A 15,697-nucleotide genomic window follows, 5' to 3' on the forward strand; every position below is an offset into this window, starting at 1 on the left:
AAAATTAGTGGTGTGGGAGTTACCTTCCCTAGCCGCTATTTTTTGATGTCTATGATGCTCTCGTTTGGAGTAGTTGCTTACTTAAAGTTTTCTTTATAATTCACAAGCGTCCCTATCTCGCATGATAAAATACGGAAGAAAAAACGACATGATATGCCTGTGTCGGTCACAATTCGACTGCGACTGATAAGAAAGGTCGGTGAACGACTTCATTCTGTGAAGTTGGTAGCATCGTAGCCAGAAGCAGTCAGATCTCTCCAGTCGGATGTTTAGCTGACGTTGATACTCCGAACGTGCTGAACGCCGCAGCTAGGACAATGCCATTTCTGTATGTAAAGTTTATTTCCCCGCTTGATCTCCACGTGCCGAGCGAACTGACTCGGAGGAAACCAATGATACCCATCGGGGTCAATGGTTTCCGCTATTAGTCTGGCTTTATTGATTAGCTTGGTTAGCAACCCATTTTGGACGGTCTTTTTTAGTTTGATCTATACATAGAAGGGATGAATGAACGTGAAAAAAGTAAGACAGGGATGGAAGGTGAGCCGTCAGGTCTTGATGTGGATGCTGATGATCAGCTTAATCGTGTCTGCCGTGCCCATATTACCAGCGCAATCGGCAGCAGCAGCTGAACTGCCGATGCAGCAGACCAAAGTGACCACATCCAGCGGGTTCAAAGATGTGAGTCCGACGGACTGGTTCTATGATGCAGTCGTCCATGTGCAGGAGAAGGGCATATTCAGCGGAACGAACGCGAGTAGCTTCTCTCCTAAGGGAACCATGACACGTGCCATGTATGTGACGGCACTCGGACGGATGTCCGGAGTCGATGCGGGGGCGTACTCCACTTCGAGCTTTGCTGATGTACAGGCGGGCAGCTGGTATGCGCCATATGTCGAATGGGCGGTTAAGAAGGGAATTACCGATGGCACGGGGGATCGGAGATATTCGCCGGATGCTACCGTATCTCGGGAGCAAATGGCGACGATGACGTTGCGATATTTTGAAAGTGAACAGATTCTATATCAGACCGAGAATCCGGTCACGACAGAGCCGGGCGATCTCGCGAATGTATCGCCTTGGGCGACTGATGCGGTCGTCAAGCTGTGGCAAGCTGGTGTGTTCACCGGAGACGCCAAGGGCAACTTCAATCCGCGTGCGCAAGCGACTCGCGCGGAAGCAGCAGTTCTCTTCATGCGCAACAACGCGGTTGTAGAGGCGTGGAAAAATCAGAATCAAACGCCGGTGACGCCTACTCCAACACCAACACCAACACCGACACCGACATCGCCGGTGACACCAACATCCGGCGGTAATAGTGGTGGCGGAACGCCTGGAGATAATGGAGGTAACCCGGGCACGGGTTCCACTGCGTATACGCTCACGTTTGAGAGCAACGGAGGCACGGCGATTTCTTCGCAGACGGTACGAAAAGGCCAGGTGCTAAATAACCTGCCGGCTCCAACAAAAGAAGGATATATATTTCAAGGGTGGTTTACGGATAGCGATTTCTCGCTCATCTTTGCAGAGGGTAGTACGCTAACTGAGGATATGAAGTTGTATGCGAAGTATACGGATAGCATAGATAATGCTGTACAGAGCACACCAAGCTATTCGGTGCTGGATGTGGCACCGGACTTCACGATCGCAGTACACGATGCATCGGGCAACCTGACAGTATCTGAGGTCCAAGCGGAAATGACATTCACAGACACGGCGAATCCCGACTTTGCTGGAGTTACCGTCACTGGCGGGAACGGGGCCTTCACGGTAGCGTCCGCAGCTGAAGACGGAAAATTCGTCGAAGGTAATACGTATCAACTGACGTTAAATAGCGATAACCTGTCCTTCCAAGGTCAGGATGCGACAACGAGCATTTACGTTTTTAGTGTCGCTAAGCAAGAGGTTCTGGACATTCCGCTCAACCCGAACATGATCTACCTTCCGTACACGGATGTCACGGATATGATGCTGAATGGCACAGAGGTGGGTTCACCAGCGATTTCGGTAGTTGCCACGACGGTGGGCGGTAGCGAAAATGCACTTGCCGAGGCGAATGCGAGCAGTGGAACGTTCGTGTATTCCGGCAGCACCGTGATTCAAGTCGGCAATACAGTCGCCATCTATCAAGGGGTTCGTCCCGATCAACGTACGTTAGAAACTACGGGCGCTGACGACGGCGATGTGGCTTATATCCAGATTACGGGGGTAGACGGAAGCAGCTATACCTACGATCATGCAGATATCAAGCAAGTGTTGCTCAAGCCGGATGTTCTGCCGGTGAGTGTGGAAGCAGACACAGATGGAGATCGGAACAACAACTCCATCACAGTTGAGCATACCCAGATGAATTACAGCGAAAGCCTGTATGAGCCTTTCGGCTTGGATGAGTTAACCACAGTGGATGTGGGCGACTTTATCGGTTTTTATGAAGGCAACTTTGCTGAAGAAGGTTCTAAGGTAACTGGTTATGGACGCATTACGTCGATTACGCCTAAGGCGGAGATGGACGTCATTACGTATACCGATGCCACGATTGAAGATATTGAAAATGCCTTCAACATCTATCAGAAGCAAGCGATTGACGGCGATGATCTGTTATCGGAAGAGCAGATCGCGGAGCTTGAAGAGCAGATCGAGCAGCAAGCGAGAGACAGCGGATTCGTCAATGAAGCCGCGGATTATCTGTCTGACATCGCCATGGAGACAAAGGAAATTCAGGAGATTAAGGCTCAGTCCTCCCTAGTGTCCGGTATAGGGAGCCGGGTGAGTGTGGAGAATCTGACCGTTGTTGCTTCACTCGGCACGAGGCTGAAGAATATTGACGGCCGAACCTCAGGCGTAAGCGCTACATTACAAGTGGGTGCCGATATTGTTGTCAATATCAATGAAGACAGTGATCTTGTCATCCATATGACGGGTACATTCGTTCAGGAGATGAGTCTGGATCTCGGTATTAATGGGGATATGCAAGGGCATTGGCTGAAAAAGTGGGGAATTCCTTACTGGTACAGCATCGATGATTATGTAATTACGGCTAATCTGGATGCTTATAGCTATACCGGGATGAACATCACAGCAGAGATAGCTCTCGTCGAACACGATAAGCTAAACGATGCACTGAATGACTGGATGGGCGAGAAGAATTCTGGAAGGTTGGGAAAGGTTCAGGACATCGCGACACAGATTAAAGCGGTAATGGCGGGTGTGCAGGATACTGCCGTAGATGCGGAATCGTTGAAGGAAAAGTATCAAGAGATGTTGGAGAAAGACACGGAGTGGGTTCCGTTAATCAAGAAAGAACTCTTTGAAAAAAGCGTACGCGTGGCTTTAGGTATTGTGGAAGTTAAATTTGAAGCGGAGTTTGTGGTCAGCGCCCAGGTGAACCTAACGGTGGGGGCAGATTTCTACTATAAGATGGCCAAGCGCTACTCGGTTAGCTTGCGCATATTGAGTTTCAGTGGTTCGAGCAATACGGTCAGCTTGCCGGGAGACGGAGATTACCAATTTACCTTCTATGTGATGGGGACGATCGGTTTACGAGCTGGTATTCATATGGAGGTCAAAGCGGGGATTGGAAGCGTCAAGTTGAATAGTATCGGGCTTGCTGTAGAACCCGGTGTGTATGTGAATCTGTGGGGCTACTTCTATTATCAATTGAAAAATATTAGCGGGGTGGAGAGTACGAAGTCTCTAGGTGCTCTGTTCGTTGAGATGGGTATCTATTTGGAGGTCGAACTTGGCGCGCAATTAGGCGATGGAGCGCTCTCGGGCAGCGTGGAGCTGGTCGATGAAGAGTGGCCACTGTATACCATTGGGGAAGAAAAGAACGTCTACGATTTCGCCTATCCACAGGATAAGTCGCTCCGATTGAACTTAGCGGGTTCCGCGTCATCCATCGCTGTGCCGGCGTTATGGCTCACGATGAAGACGTTTGATTTGAAGACAGGCGATACAGATACCCGTTCGTATCATAACCCGGAAAATTTGGATTATAACCCATCGAAGTTTGATATCCAGGTGGACCATCCAAATTTCAAGTATAATGCGGCTAACGGGATGATTGAAGTGGTGGACAAGAACATTCAGGTGAGTGATGGCAACCTGATTATCACCTGGAAGGGTGCACCAGCGTCGTTCACATCTAGTCCACTCAAGCGCACCATTCCGTTGAGCTGGCTCGCCAGAACAGGTGACTACATCCTACAACTGGACCCGCAAAATGGCGGAGTAACCGATATTGTTGCGGCCCGTTATAATGCGCCGATCAGTGTGTCCACCCCGGTATATCCGGGATATACCTTTGACGGCTGGTATACGGCTGCTTCCGGCGGCACGAAGGTGACGATTCCGAGTCGAATGGCTGCGGAGGACCGGAAACTGTACGCACACTGGATTGCGAACACGGACACGCCATATAAGGTTGAACATTATATGTTAGACCCGAACAGCAGGACATCGGCTCCGCCTGTAGATACGGAGAATTTTACCGGAACAACGGACACGGAGATTCGAATCAACTCTGACAGATTCAAGGAACAAGGCTATGAGAACGGAATAGTAAGCGGCGTATTGATTAAGGGAGACGGCTCGACGGTCGTTAGAGTTAATTACTCTCCGGGGAATAGAACGATGACGTTTGCTGGGGGGTATGCGGGTGCACCAAGAGTCTCGCTAACGGGAGCAGGTGGCAAGAACATCGCTGCTCGTGTACCGGTGCCGACAAGACCAGGATATACGTTTGCTGGTTGGTCGCCAGACATTCCAAGCACAATGCCAATTGTGGATACTACGTATACAGCGCAATGGACGGGGAATGAGGGTACACCTTATCAGGTTGTACGCTTACTGCAAAATATCGGAAGTGACACTTATACGGTTGTGGATACGGAATCGTATCGTGGAGCTACCAATACAGAAGCGAATGTAGCAGATGCCACTCCTAAATCCTATGCGGGCTTCGTACGAGATGACAGTGTTCCGGGAGCGGTACTGACAGCTCTAATTGAAGGTGACGGTAAAACGGTGCTGAAGGTGTACTATAAGCGAGATGCGTACCAAATGACTGTTGATTACAATGGTTCTGGACAAGCAAGTACAACGGATATCGTTCCATTCGGAGCGACGATGTTGCTCCGTCTAGGCACGCCAACATGGCAGGGATATAGCTTTACGGGCTGGTCGCCAACGCCTCCGACCACCATGCCTGCGGAAGATGTTCAATTTACCGCTCAGTGGGCAATTAACAACTATACCGTAACCTTCGACACTTACGTGGGCGCCGAAGCGATGACCCAGACTGTGGGCTATGGAGCTACGATTAATATGCCGATTGAACCAATGAGAGATGGTTATGTATTTGGCGGCTGGTATAGTGATAACACGCTGACGAATGCTTACGACTTCACTGTGGCGGTGACGGCGGATCTCACACTGTATGCGAAGTGGCTGATCCCGTACACGATAAGCTTCGAGAGTAATGAAGGCTCGGTAGTAGATGCCCAGACGGTGAATGAAGGCAACAAGGCTATGGCTCCTGTCGCCCCAGAGCGGGAAGGCTATGTGTTTAGCGGCTGGTACAGCGACATCGAATTAATGAACGCCTACAATTTCACTACTATGGTGGTAACGGGAGACCTGACATTGTACGCGAAGTGGACAGTTTATGTACCGAATACGTATACTGTAACTTTTGAGAGTAACGGCGGATCTGTGGTCACAGAACAGACGGTGAATGAAGGTGCTGTGGCTGCTGCTCCTGGCGCTCCGATGCTGGAAGGATATACGTTCTCTGGCTGGTATAGCGATAGCGAATTGACGATACCTTATGGTTTCACGGAAGGTGTAATGGCAGATGTGATGCTGTACGCGAAGTGGACAAAGAACAGCTACACAGTGAGCTTTAACAGTAACAACGGATCGTCGGTGAGTAGTCAGTCCGTGAGTGAAGGTGATACGGCAACAATTCCTGACGCACCGACGCGTGCAGGACATGTATTTAATGGTTGGTATAGTCAAGCGAGTCTGAATGAAGCTTACAGCTTCACGGCACCAGTGATGACTAACCTTACGTTATACGCGAAATGGACGGCAATCTACACGGTGAGCTTCAACAGTAACGGCGGATCATCGGTGGCTGACCAGACGATGGAAAGTGGCAGCACTGCCATCGAGCCTGCCGTACCGACAAGGGACGGTTACACATTCAACGGTTGGTACAGCGACGCCTTATTAAATGAAGCGTATAGATTCTCGACATCGGTGACGGGTAATCGCATACTGTACGCGAAATGGACATTTGACAGCCACATCGTCAGCTTCGACAGTAACGGTGGGGCAGCCGTAGCAAGTCAAGTGGTCGTTCCTAATGGCAATGCTGTGGAACCTGCAGCACTGAAATGGGCGGGCTACCGATTTGATGGTTGGTACAGCGATCGTGATCTGGAGAACGTCTACGACTTCAGAACGCCGGTGACGGCAGACATCACCCTTTACGCGAAGTGGACCGTGACATCGTGGCTGCAAGTGGGTGACGAGCTGGAATTGAATAGTAAGTCCAGTGTCGTCTTCGACAGTCAAGGGACGCCTTACATGGCTTATATAAAGGACAGTAAAGAAGTATTTGTGGTGCAATATAAGGGAGGCACGTGGCAGCCCGTTGGCAATCAAAGCGATCTTGAAAAAGCGGGAGGATTGGGGAGCTCAGCTATATCGCTCGGAATAGACAGCAAGGACAAGATTTATGTTGCCTATAAGAATAGCTCAGGTAAAGTAAGCTTTAAGAATTACAATGATGAACATAAGTGGTGGAGACCGGTATATACCGTCGTTGATTTCAGTTGGAATGACGGAAAGAGCAGTAGAAAAGTGGATACAGTTCAAGACAGCTTCTTCATTACCTTTGATAAGGATGATAATCCTTTTCTGATGTTTAGAGGTGTTTTGGTCGGTAATGCTGCGGAACCGTCAATGCTCATGTCATGGAGGTATTATAGCGATAGGGGACGGATACAAGAAGCGAGAATACAGGCATTCGCAGGTCTAAGAGCCTTCCTCGCACCATTACCAAACAACGGCATGTATTTATTTGCTCCATTCAGGTCATCTAGTACCCCTGTGGCAACAGGATATAGTCTGGCAGATGGGTCATGGAAACAATTAGATCCTAAATTATATCCATATCAAATAACTCCGAATATGGATGCTGCATCCGCGCTTGATCCATCTGGCGTACCTTATATGATCTATCTCAGCAGTTCCAATGGTGTTGAAATGTGGAAATATCCGCACTCCACTCCATCAGAAGATACAGCATGGGAAAAGGTGAGCACTCCCGGATTCTCGGTGGGTTCATCTAAAGAAGTAAGCATGGATATGGCCTTTGACAGCGAAGGAACGCCTTACGTTGCTTATCGAGATGCTGCATATGGCAACAAGGTGACTGTGATGAAATATGAGAGTATGGGTTGGAGACCGGTAGGGTCTTCCGGATTCTCCAATGATGACGCTCTGGAGCTAGATATTTTCATAGACAGCACCGACCACGTTTATGTGAGTTATAAGAAACAAGGTAAAATGAATATGATGAAGTATGATCCGAACCTGTAATATCCTTAATAGACCAGATTGGCAGAACAGCCTGCTCCCATGGGAGTAGGCTGTTCTTTTTGCATATCATCCTAATCACCATAATTCATGCAGCGTTTGTGTCTCCGGAACATGCTGCACACCCCACTTGCAGATTTCTTCCAGAATGGGCATGAGACTTCTCCCTCGCGGGGTTAACGAATACTCCACCTTCGGCGGGGTCTGCTCGTACTCGACTCTTTTTATCACACCTTCACGTTCCAAATCGTTCAGTTGAGAGGTCAGTACCTTGTACGTGATCCCGGGGACACGTCTTTTGAGTTCTCCGTATCGTGTTACCCCATGAAAAGCAAGTTGATACATGATCTTCATCTTCCACTTCCCGCCAATGATGGACAGGGTGTAGTCGAATGGGGTAAGTGTTTCTGCTGGGGGTTTACTCCGGTTATCCATCTTAGATAGGCTCCTCTATACAGGTACGCACTTCAAAGTGCGTACTTTTTTTATGCAGAACAAGTGTATATTCTTATACCAACTATATGTTTCTCATGGGGCTTTGTAAACGGAACGAGCTGTGCTGAGGGAGCCAGAAGAAAGGGTGAGTATGTTGGAAGAAAAAAATACATATGCATTTGCAACAGGTGATATTACCGTAGAAGAAATGTATAAAATAATGACGGGTTCCGTGGTGCCAAGGCCCATTGCTTGGGTCTCTACGCGAAGTAAGGAGGGAGTGCTCAACCTTGCTCCTTTCAGTTTTTTTACCGTTGCTTCACGCAATCCGGCGACTCTGCTCCTATCGATTGGACCGGGTGTAGGTGAGAGAATAGGCACGGTGAAGGATACGCTTCTCAATATCCGAGAGACGGGGGAATTCGTCATCAATATGGTTCCAGCTTCGTTGGTGGGGTCGATGCAGCGGTCGTCTGCTGATGTGGCATCGGATGAGAATGAGTTTGAACTGGCAGGCGTTACACCCGAACCGGGTATACATGTGGATGTGCCTTCCGTGCTCGAATCTCCGATTGCTTTTGAACTTACATTGGATCGGATTATTGCGGTAGGTACAGATCATCTGGTTCTTGGAAAAGTAGAGCATGTAAGGGTCGATGCAGAGGTATATGCCGATCATTATAAAATAGCGACCGAGAGCTGGCAGCCACTAGCCAGTTTGGCTGGAGATTACGCTAGGATTAAACCAGCATTCTCAGTTTGAGATGAGATGATGAGACCTATGTCTGATATGGTGCAGCAGAAAGAACCGCTTCTTCAGTTTTAACTCCTGAAAAAGCGGCCTTTCTCCGAAATTTTAATTGTAGATGAAGGTGGCTAAACCTAAATTCTCTCTTCAATTTTTGGCCTAGTAATTAGTCCGCCCAAACGTGGCATCACTCTTCACAGTCGAGCTGCTGGCTGCATTGATGGCATCGAGCTGTAACACGTAATCATAGTGCCGGATGTAATATCCTGGCTGACTGTATGATTGAAGGGAAACTTTGGTGCTGTCAGCCCAACCGGGGCTGCTCAGGAACGTAGCATCTCCCTTGTAGGCAGCGGTATCAGCGTAGGCTTCAAGTACAATTTTGTTGCTGGGGTTGCGCTTCAAAAAGTAGCCTGGGAAGTTGATGGACTCCAGTGAAATTCCCGTGGAGCTGGCAAGACCTGGTACGACGCGGAACTGGGAGTCCAGCGCAGGAGAGACGTTGGCATCAATGCGTGCGATGTAGTTGGCATGACGGATGTATCGATCCGGAACGTTGTGTGAACTGAATCGGCTGTAACCTGTGGCTTCCGGTGTGGCTGGACCCAACATTTTGACCTCATGCAGGGTTGGGGTGTACCAGTTCCCCGGATTATTCCACAAGACGGCGTTCACCATATTAATACGTACATAACGTGCGGTGAAATGCACAGCGTCCGTGGTGAAACCATAGGTCAGATTGTTGGTGCGATCCACAGTGGAGTAATTGACACCATCGTTGCTAATCTCGATTTTGTATTTGTAATAGGCCTCAGAACCTTTATACATAAACCAGGACGTGTCGATCTCGGTGATCGTCTTCGGGGCGCCGAAGTCCACTTGCCACCAGGCAGGCCAACTATTGGAGGATGCTACCCATGAAGTCTGGTAGTTACTATCATTGACGTTGGATGCAGACGAGCCGGAGGCTATGGAGCTGGCGGTAGCTGTTTTGCCTTGTGCGTGGTTGACGAGAGCAGGTGGGGTGACGATGCCTGTCGCTGCGTCGATGTTCCACGTTGTATACCACTCCAGTGATGCTGTTCCATTGGAATCATTCAAGGTTAGCGGCAGCCAGATATGTTTGTGCTCTCCAAGGTTCATTGGATTCCAGCGATCCCCCATGTAGATGTAGGATGTGGTGTTGCTGCCTGTAATCGTGGCAATATCATGAATCTGCGAACCGAAGGCAGATGGATTGCCATATGGCGTAAGCGCAGTCCAGGGGCCCGTCATGGAAGTTGCTGTAGCGTATGCCCCTTGATTCGGATACCAGCCAGCGGCTTGGGAGGTGAAGAGGTAGTAACGGTTCCCTTTTTTCACAACGGCAGGTGCCTCACGGTAGGCGTTCTCGAACAGCCAGCCTTCAAAGGATTGTATTCCGGTATAACTTGCATTCATTTTAAAAATAGCCATCGTATCATTGGCACCGCCATTCTTGCGTGAAGCCGTAACCAGATAACCCGTGCCATCGGTATCAACAAAGACGGTCATGTCACGGGATTCATAATTCAGCGGTCGGAAGCTGCCCTCATAGGTGAATTTTCCATTCGGGGTATTACTTGTTGCCACCGCTACACGCCCAAGGTTGTAGTCCGTTCCATTCTCATAGTGTGCCCAGAGCACATACTGGTTGGTATAGGCGTTATAGATGACTTTGGGACGTTCGATCTTGCTGGAGGCCAGCTCGGTTGCGGAATCTTTCGTCAGGATGGCGTTGCTGAAAGTCCAGTTCTTCAGATCGGTCGAGGTGTAGACGTTCACACTGTCGAACTTGCCACCCACCGCATGTTCACCGTACAGATAATACGTCGAGCCTACCTGCAGTATGTTGCCGCTGTTCGCATGAATGGGATTGCCTGCGGTGTCGAGCCAATCGGTGCCATTGGTGATCGTGACACTTGCAGCGCTTGTTCGTTCAGGATGAAGTCCAAACAGGGTGAACGTGAGTGCAAAGACCAGTAACCAGACCGCTTTCCTGTTACCCATGACATACACCTCCCGTAAGATATGTAACTAAAATATAATGTTTTCATTTATATTTTAGTTGGACTAGACTCTTTTTCAAGTGAACAATCCATCCATTGCTGAACATATCTTCATCTCTTCGGGGTTGAGCGGTGAGAGCGGAGGAAATGTTCCTAAATGTCATGTACGATGATGTAGAGAGGATCAGGCGCACACGTTAAAATAAGGCTAGACTCATTTTTACAACATATTTGGAGGGGGAACCGTCATGGACAAATTTATTGTAGATGAAGACCTTCAAGTGACATTGCAAAATGAAGAAGATGGAACCAGTACTCCCATTAAGGGAGGCATTACCGCACTGGATTTTGAAGTTATCTCGACTTATCCAAAAGGGTGGCTGACGTTCGCCTATCTGCGGGATCATCAGGGGATATGGTGGTTCAATGCTCGTAAGAACAAGGCGAGTTTGTTCAGTCGGGATACGGAAGCTTTTCGTGTGATCGATGAAGATTACTGCTGCGACTCCCAGTACGTCTATCTGGAAGATCGGGCCGTGCCTGATTCCGATCCGAACAGCTTTCGGCTGCTGCCGGATACGCCCTACTTCGCTCAGGACCAACGTTATTTATATGTAAAGAGCAGCACGCATTTTCATCTACTTGAGGATATCGATACGACTGCTGTGATTGCTCATCACGACTATTGCACCGACAAGGACCACTTATTCCATCTATCCAGCTCTCTTCGTTATGCGAATGGGGAAAAGGATGAGGTGAGGGCATGGTTGCGTGAGCATTATTCCGATGTACCTGGCTGGTGGAATGATCATTATGCCCACAGTGCAGAAGGCGCTACGCAGATCACAGGCAATTGGTATGAGACTGCGTCGTCCATTTTTTATAAAACAGAATGGGGCGGTACGGCTCATCGGGAGGCGAAGGAAGTGTACAATCTCGTTCGGGATGTGCATAGGTCTACCTTTGAACAGCTAGATGAGCAGTTTGCAAGGGACCGGGAACGTGTATATTTTCAGTGGCGCACTGCAAAAGGAGCAGACCCGGATACGTTCCAGCCACTAGGCGGACCCTTCGGTCGTGATGACAATCATGTGTATTACAATGGTTATCGTGTGGAAGGAGCTGACGCTCGGCAGTTTAAAACTTATGCCGGGATGGAACATCTTGGACTTTCCAAGGACCTGCAACATGTGTATCGTGCCGAGGTTGCTCGGACAAGTCAGCCCTTCGGTCATCCAGACGATGTGCTTCAGATTATTAAGGGGGCAGATGCAGCGACGTTTGAGTTAATAACACCTTCCGGGAGCTGGGCAGTGGATGCCGATCGGGTGTATCTATGGGGTAAACCGAATAAACATATCGATCGTGCGAGCTTCACACATCTATTCGATGCCGATCCCCAGAGTTGGGCAATGGACCAGAATGGTCTGTATAATGCCAATGGAAACCGCACAGTGAAGGGCGTGAACGGCAGTACATTTGTGATGCTGAATCCATATTGGGGCAAAGATGACCGTGTGGTGTTCAGCTTTGTGACGGGGAGTGTATATAAGTCGGGAGATGCAGCAACGTTTCAGGTTACGGATGAGATCGGTGGTGCAGAAGATGCGCTATTTCGGTATATGGTGGAAGGCAGTACAGTACGGAAAAAGAAGAGGTAAATTGAGCAGCAAGAAAGTTCTAGAACAGTAGAGTCATACTTCGAAAAGAGAGAAAAAAGGGATGGCAGACTTAGAAAAGAGTCCACTATCCCTGTTTGAATTCCTATTTATTTGGCGACATTCACCAATCTATTTTTGACCTTTACGAACCTTGAGCTGCATCTTTTTGATCGTTGTATTCTGCATAAGCTCTAATACGAGTGGGCCTTTGCCATTCAGGATCTCCACATCCGTTACATTGTCCTGAATGGTAATGATCCCGATGTCGTCAGCCGTAACGCCTTCAAGCTTGGCGATGGTACCGACAAAGTCTACAGCACGAAGTTTCTTCTTCTTGCCTCCGTTGAAGTTCAGCTTCATGATCTGCTGATTCAACTGTTCACGCTTGTCCTTTTTACGTTCAGGCACAATCTTCAATCGCTTCTCAAAATCTTCTCTGCGGCGATCCACAGCTTCCTCGGAAGGAGCTTTCACAACAGGGATTTCGAAGCCGATATAGGATTCAATCTCCGCCAGACGTCGGCCATCTTTCGGTGTAATCAACGTAATGGCTTTACCTGTTTTGCCTGCGCGTCCCGTACGGCCTGTACGGTGAACATATCCCTCTTTTTCCAAAGGAATATCGTAGTTGATGACATGAGTAATATTGGTGATATCAATACCACGTGCAGCTACATCCGTCGCGATCAGATAACGGAATTGTCCCCGTCTGAAGGCGTTCATCACTTCAATCCGCTCATCTTGCTCCATACCACCATGGATACGATCTGCTGGGTAGTCAAGGTCAGCCATGACACGGAACAGCTTATCCACATTCTCCTGCGTACGGCAGAACACGATGCAGCTATCCGGATTTTCCGTAATGAACAAGTCCTGGAGCAGCGCGGTTTTGTTCACCTCTGGCACATGAATCACAGCATGTTCGATGGTGGCTGTTGTCAGTCCACTTGCTTTGATCTCGATCTCCACCGGCTTGTTCATATATTTGCGAGACAGCTTGGCTACGTCTTCAGGGAACGTCGCGGAGAACAACATCGTCACTCGCTCCTGCGGCAGTTTCTGAATGATCGCTTGTACCGTCTCGATAAAGCCCATATTCAACATCTCATCAGCCTCGTCAATAACGAGATAGGCGATCCGTTCGAGTGGCAGCGTGCCGCGTTCGATATGATCCAGTACCCGACCGGGCGTACCTACAGCGACATGAGTTCTTTGTTTTAACTCGGCTTTTTGGATGTGAAAAGGGGACTGTCCGTATAGTGCGGTTGCTTTAATACGCTTAAAGCGGCCGATATTCGTAATATCTTCGTTAACCTGCAAAGCCAGTTCCCGGGTTGGTGTAAGAATCAAAGCCTGTGGCTTATTCTCATTCCAATCCACCAGCTCGCAGAGCGGAATGCCGTAGGCAGCTGTTTTACCGCTGCCTGTCTGTGATTTGACCACAAGATCCTGATTCTCCAGTGCTACCGGAATAACTTTGGTTTGCACCTCGGTTGGTGTCTCATAGCCCAGACTGTCCAGTGCTTTTACGATCTCTTCACCAAGTCCATAATCTTTAAATTGTTGCTCGCTCATCGTTTACCTCTTTTGCGTTAGTTTTTGTACAATTATTGCACCGTACATTTATCGTATACTTCTTCATTATACTCTATATGCAGGCAGGCTAACGGAGGAAATGCATCAAGTGGTTAAATTGTTTTCATCAACTCCGATATGAGGAGGAACCGCCTGTTGCTGTGCGTAGGTGTATCATAATGTTCCACGTGAAACGAAATGTATCGGTGAATATTGCTGTGTGTTAATGAATGACCATTTTTACAGCCTGGGTTTGGGGAGGGTAAGATTGAGCGATTATTCCATCAATCCATACTTCTGCACTTCGACCAACGAGTATCTCATCCAAAGAGACGGTGACAATCTCTCCTTCGATGATGAGTTCGGCATTCTTGCTGAGCGAGATCCAAATCGGTCCTGATTCAACACCTCCATCTTCTTTATTCTCGATGAGTACCTGACCTCTTTCTTCCTCAAAATCCGTAATCATTCCTCGCACATGTGGCTTCTCTTCCCCCTGTTCCTCGGATTTCTCTGCGCATCCGAGCGTTAGTAGAAGTAAGATAACTGGCAATAAGGACAATCTTCGTACAACAGACACAGTTTCTTTCCCTCCTTCTTTTGTCATGCTCTATAGGTATGGACGGTTTTAGAGACATCAAGGTTCCTTTACATCAATGGAAAAAAAGAATGAAAATTACTCCATTCAGGCTGGAACTGGAAAATATGATATGGTAGCATATGGGTATCCGAAAGAAAAAAGCTATAGGATAATCAATGGTTTATTACACGTATGAGGCTAGCCATGAAAGAATTTTTATAATAGTGGTTCTTTTATGTACTGCGTATTATCCAGTCGGATCGAGTACAACCGAAATTTTAATGGACTGCACAGACATGGATGTCTGTGTTTTATTTTTTAATCAGGAAAAGGGGATAAGATATGCAGCGAGTCAAGATGACATGTTGGTTGTTAAGTATCGTACTGACTATGGTGAGTCTAACCGGGTGCTCGTCCCCTTTTTCAGAATCGCATAATACCGCAGGCAGCAGGTTGTCCTCTGATCGGATGAAGGAACTACGTGAAGAATATCCACTATCTACGAAAACCCCCGCGACGATATCCATGAGAGAAGTAAGCTTCAGAGAGATCATGACATATGGAGATGCCGTTGTTGTGGCAGAGGTAATGAAGGTTTTGCCGAGCTTTAGTGTGGAGCTGAGTACTGAACCGGGCACACCTGAAAGAATGATGGCTGATAAGGATAAAGCTAATGGAATGACACCATACCAACCTAAATTCATTTCCTATGAGGTGAAGGTACATGAAGTAGTAACAGGAGCTGATGTACCGGAGGATACTTTTTTATTTTACAACGCTGACTTCGCAGGTGTGGAGCCTGAACTTAAACCAGGTATGGAGATTATCGCTGTAGTCAAAAAGGGAACGACCGGGAAACAGGTGGATGGATATTCGTTCACCCGCTACGGCACGTATTATATTGTCGATGGTGACTATGTACTTGCCGCCTACGAGGGGGAGTCGGAGGAATTACGTGATTTTACGGAAAAAACAAATGGCATACAGCTGGACTCTTTCATGGATAAAATTAAGAACTTGCCATAAGGCTAAACGTCTTCATTGCCACAGAGCAGTAGAGGAACGG

The 15,697-nt window shown here is 48.2% G+C and carries 8 protein-coding genes; 4 read left to right on the forward strand and 4 right to left on the reverse strand.

Features of this window, described 5'->3' with window-relative positions; genetic code table 11:
- The first annotated feature begins 513 nt into the window (after positions 1-513).
- The gene (locus MHH93_RS17495) at positions 514-7,608 is read left to right on the forward strand and encodes an InlB B-repeat-containing protein (RefSeq protein WP_500055033.1); all 7,095 of its coding nucleotides are present in this window, start codon (positions 514-516) and stop codon (positions 7,606-7,608) included.
- A gap of 75 nt (positions 7,609-7,683) precedes the next feature.
- Here MHH93_RS17495 and MHH93_RS17500 read toward each other — a convergent pair whose 3' ends face one another.
- Positions 7,684-8,040, reverse strand: coding sequence for a winged helix-turn-helix transcriptional regulator (locus tag MHH93_RS17500; protein WP_500055034.1), 357 nt, complete (start codon positions 8,038-8,040; stop codon positions 7,684-7,686).
- 151 nt (positions 8,041-8,191) lie between these two features.
- On the opposite strand from MHH93_RS17500, the gene MHH93_RS17505 reads away from it, so the two are divergent.
- Positions 8,192-8,803 carry a flavin reductase family protein gene (locus MHH93_RS17505; protein ID WP_500055133.1) on the forward strand — a complete coding sequence of 204 codons (612 nt, stop codon included), beginning with the start codon at positions 8,192-8,194 and terminating at the stop codon, positions 8,801-8,803.
- A 144-nt stretch (positions 8,804-8,947) separates the two neighbouring features.
- Here MHH93_RS17505 and MHH93_RS17510 read toward each other — a convergent pair whose 3' ends face one another.
- Positions 8,948-10,816: an AbfB domain-containing protein gene (locus MHH93_RS17510; protein WP_500055035.1), complete on the reverse strand. Its 1,869-nt coding sequence runs from the start codon at positions 10,814-10,816 to the stop codon at positions 8,948-8,950.
- Positions 10,817-11,063: 247 nt separating this feature from the next.
- Here MHH93_RS17510 and MHH93_RS17515 point away from each other — a divergent pair, with 247 nt between their 5' ends.
- Positions 11,064-12,476 carry a DKNYY domain-containing protein gene (locus MHH93_RS17515; RefSeq protein WP_500055036.1) on the forward strand — a complete coding sequence of 471 codons (1,413 nt, stop codon included), beginning with the start codon at positions 11,064-11,066 and terminating at the stop codon, positions 12,474-12,476.
- A gap of 129 nt (positions 12,477-12,605) precedes the next feature.
- Here MHH93_RS17515 and MHH93_RS17520 read toward each other — a convergent pair whose 3' ends face one another.
- Together MHH93_RS17520 and MHH93_RS17525 are read right to left on the reverse strand one after the other, a co-directional pair.
- Entirely contained in the window at positions 12,606-14,051 is a 1,446-nt protein-coding gene (locus MHH93_RS17520; protein ID WP_500055037.1) for a DEAD/DEAH box helicase, read from the reverse strand.
- Between the two features lie 223 nt (positions 14,052-14,274).
- Positions 14,275-14,631 carry a DUF3221 domain-containing protein gene (locus tag MHH93_RS17525; RefSeq protein ID WP_500055038.1) on the reverse strand — a complete coding sequence of 119 codons (357 nt, stop codon included), beginning with the start codon at positions 14,629-14,631 and terminating at the stop codon, positions 14,275-14,277.
- Positions 14,632-14,973: 342 nt separating this feature from the next.
- Here MHH93_RS17525 and MHH93_RS17530 point away from each other — a divergent pair, with 342 nt between their 5' ends.
- Positions 14,974-15,657 (forward strand): hypothetical protein, encoded by a 684-nt coding sequence (locus MHH93_RS17530; protein WP_500055039.1) that lies wholly within the window; start codon positions 14,974-14,976, stop codon positions 15,655-15,657.
- Positions 15,658-15,697 lie beyond the last annotated feature (40 nt).

It is taken from the genome of Priestia sp. FSL H7-0729 (assembly GCF_038005685.1).
GTDB lineage: Bacteria > Bacillota > Bacilli > Paenibacillales > Paenibacillaceae > Paenibacillus.